Raw genomic sequence first — 1200 nt, 5'->3', positions numbered from 1 at the left:
CGGCATCATGCCCGGGGCTGCAGAGTCCAGTGCGACACGTTGACTTCTTTTTATTCATAGGATATGCCGATGTAGAGAAATAGGGGACTCACGGGACGGTAACTCGGTGCTTCGCATCCGCCGTGATAGAAGAGCTTCTGCGCCCCAGGATCATGTGTGGAAACGGCAGGAGATTCTCGTGCTTGAACCGGATATCAAGGATTTCTGGTCCGCCCACCCGTGCGGTGACAACGTCTTCGGGGCGCCGGACGGAGACGAGCGACAGGACTACGAGGAGTTCTTCTCGCGGTACGACGCCGCGAAGTACCGGCTCGAACACCACATTCCGGCATGTCTGGAGAGACTGGACTGCGCCGGGCGGCGCCTTCTCGAGATCGGACTCGGACAGGGTTCGGAGGCCGAGCAGTTGATCAGGCGAGGTGCCCGGTGGACGGGGGTCGACCTGACCGAGACGGCGGTCAGGAGGACGGGAACGCGGCTCGCCCTGCGTGACCTGCCGTACGACGGGCTGCACCAGGCCAGCGTTCTGGACCTGCCGTTCCCGGACGCGTCCTTCGACGTCGTCTTCAGCCACGGGGTGCTTCACCACGTCCCGGACATCCACCGGGCCCAGCGGGAGATCCGTCGTGTACTGAAGCCCGGCGGAGAGTTGGTGGTCATGCTGTACGCCCGCTGGTCGCTCAACTACCTCGTGTCGATCGGGCTACTGCGCCGGGCCGCGCTCCTGGCGACCCATCCGCTGGTGCGGCTGGGCGCGCTTCCCGCGCCCCAGGGGCTCCTCGGTGCCCACCTGGACAACGCCCGCAGGATCGGGCTCGCTCGATACCTGCGGATGCCAAAATTCATCCACAGCAACACCGATGGCCCCCACAACCCGTTTTCGCGGGTCTATGACGTCGGGCGCGTGCGGCGGGACTTCCCAGATTTCGACGTCCGTCACGCCGAGAAGCATTTCCTGCACGCCCCGCCGCTGCCTGTTCACGGACGCGGCAGTGGGAAAGTACTGGGCTGGCATCTGTGGGTGCGTATGACGCCGCGCGCCCGTTGAACGGGAAACCGTTTACGAATGCGCCGCATGGGGGGAACATTCGGCCGCGACCCTGGGTGATTCGGGGACTATTTCCTACGCTGTCGCCGGGGAGGAAGGAACCGGCCGCACAGCAACAGGAAAAACGGCCGTCCGTCCATTCGTCAGCTTCA

1 protein-coding gene is annotated in these 1200 nt (G+C 64.4%); it reads left to right on the top strand.

Annotated features, from left to right (window positions below):
• The first annotated feature begins 106 nt into the window (after window positions 1–106).
• Window positions 107–1048 (top strand): class I SAM-dependent methyltransferase, encoded by a 942-nt coding sequence (locus ACZ5NH_RS45535; RefSeq protein ID WP_468784381.1) that lies wholly within the window; start codon window positions 107–109, stop codon window positions 1046–1048.
• Window positions 1049–1200: the final 152 nt, after the last annotated feature.

This window comes from Streptomyces sp. NPDC031426 (assembly GCF_055581585.1).
Note: the sequence above shows the minus strand (reverse complement) of the source record. Positions and strands in the feature narration are given on the sequence as shown.